1 protein-coding gene is annotated in these 1,317 nt (G+C 39.3%); it reads right to left on the bottom strand.

Going from position 1 to position 1,317, the window contains the following annotated elements; genetic code table 11:
• Nucleotides 1–568 precede the first annotated feature (568 nt).
• A complete protein-coding gene (locus FKN88_RS17360) occupies nt 569–1,159 on the bottom strand; it encodes a cold shock and DUF1294 domain-containing protein (protein WP_279197700.1) in 591 nt (196 codons plus the stop codon).
• Nucleotides 1,160–1,317: the final 158 nt, after the last annotated feature.

Below are 1,317 nucleotides of genomic sequence, written 5' to 3'. Positions count from 1 at the left end.
ATAAAAATGCCACGCGTTGGAAGTCCCTCTTGAAGCGTTTGTTATGCTTTATTACCTATTGATTACATTGAACTTTTACAATGTTCATTAGTTAAAGCCACTTTAACTCAAAATGATAAACTTGCCTCCTTTCAGTAATCATTGGTGCCGATAAGATCCCAAACAAGTTGAAGCGAAATAGCCTGAGGAATCAAGGGGTCAACAACACCAAAGGAAAAGACCTTTCAGCGACAATCGAACCTTTTGCATACACAATTTATCAGAGCAGAGTTGGCCGAAAAAGCACAAGCATCGTTCAACTTTCAATAGCCACAAAAAAGAACAATAAACTCATAATATCAATGAATTAGAATAGGAAAATTTCTAAATCAGACTGAGTTTTCCCATTAAAATTTATATATTGATTTTGCTGAGGCTCAATAAAGCATAACGCCCTGTTAAGGTGTGAGCAACGCAATGCCGAACCTACCGCATACCACCTTAAACACTAAACTTAACGCATAGTAAAAATGCCACGCGTTGCGAATCACTCTTAAACAGTTTGTTAGCCCACATCTCACCGCTAGTGCTATAACCAATTGCTAATAAAGTTCTGAACGAACACCGAACCTGATGGAGTGAATGTCCAAACAAATGCTCCAATATTTACGAATATCGTCAGCCACAAAATCGATTTAAATGGCTGTTTTTTCGACTTATGACGAAGTTGATTTTGAGCACATAATGCCCCCATCCAACCACCGAGTAACGATAAAAGATGAAGCGTATTTTCTGGTGTCCGCCATTTGCCGTTTTGAGCGGCATTTTTATCTATTGCGTACATTACGTAGGTTACAATGGACATCAGGATATAAGCCACAATGAACAGCTTCTCACCACCTAGTATGAATACAGCTGTACTCGCTAAAACTAAGTAAACGATGCTAAACATGATTGTTGAAGGTACCGAGCCGGAACCCAGAATTGTTACATTAGTGGCGTTGTAACGCCCTTTTTTGTCTTCGTTAACTTCAAATTTAACTTCATCATCGACCTTAGGGCGTCGACCTTTACTCTGAACCGTTGATATATGGAGAAAAACTCTTAATTCACCATTTAATGCCGAAATGAATCCATAACCTTTTGAGTCATTCCACTCTATAACTTTACCTTTGATCATCGAACTCTACTTTTTATTTCTCTCTTGTGGGCTAACGCCGCGTTAAGGGGTGAGCAACGCAACTACCAACTCACCGCATTACACTAAAAACTAATAAAATCAACGCATAACGAAAATGCCGCGCGTTGCGAATCCCTCTTGAACGCTTTGTTATGCAG

Source organism: Vibrio sp. 2017_1457_13 (genome assembly GCF_030851525.1).
GTDB classification, from domain to species: Bacteria; Pseudomonadota; Gammaproteobacteria; order Enterobacterales; family Vibrionaceae; genus Vibrio; species Vibrio metschnikovii.
Note: the sequence above shows the minus strand (reverse complement) of the source record. Positions and strands in the feature narration are given on the sequence as shown.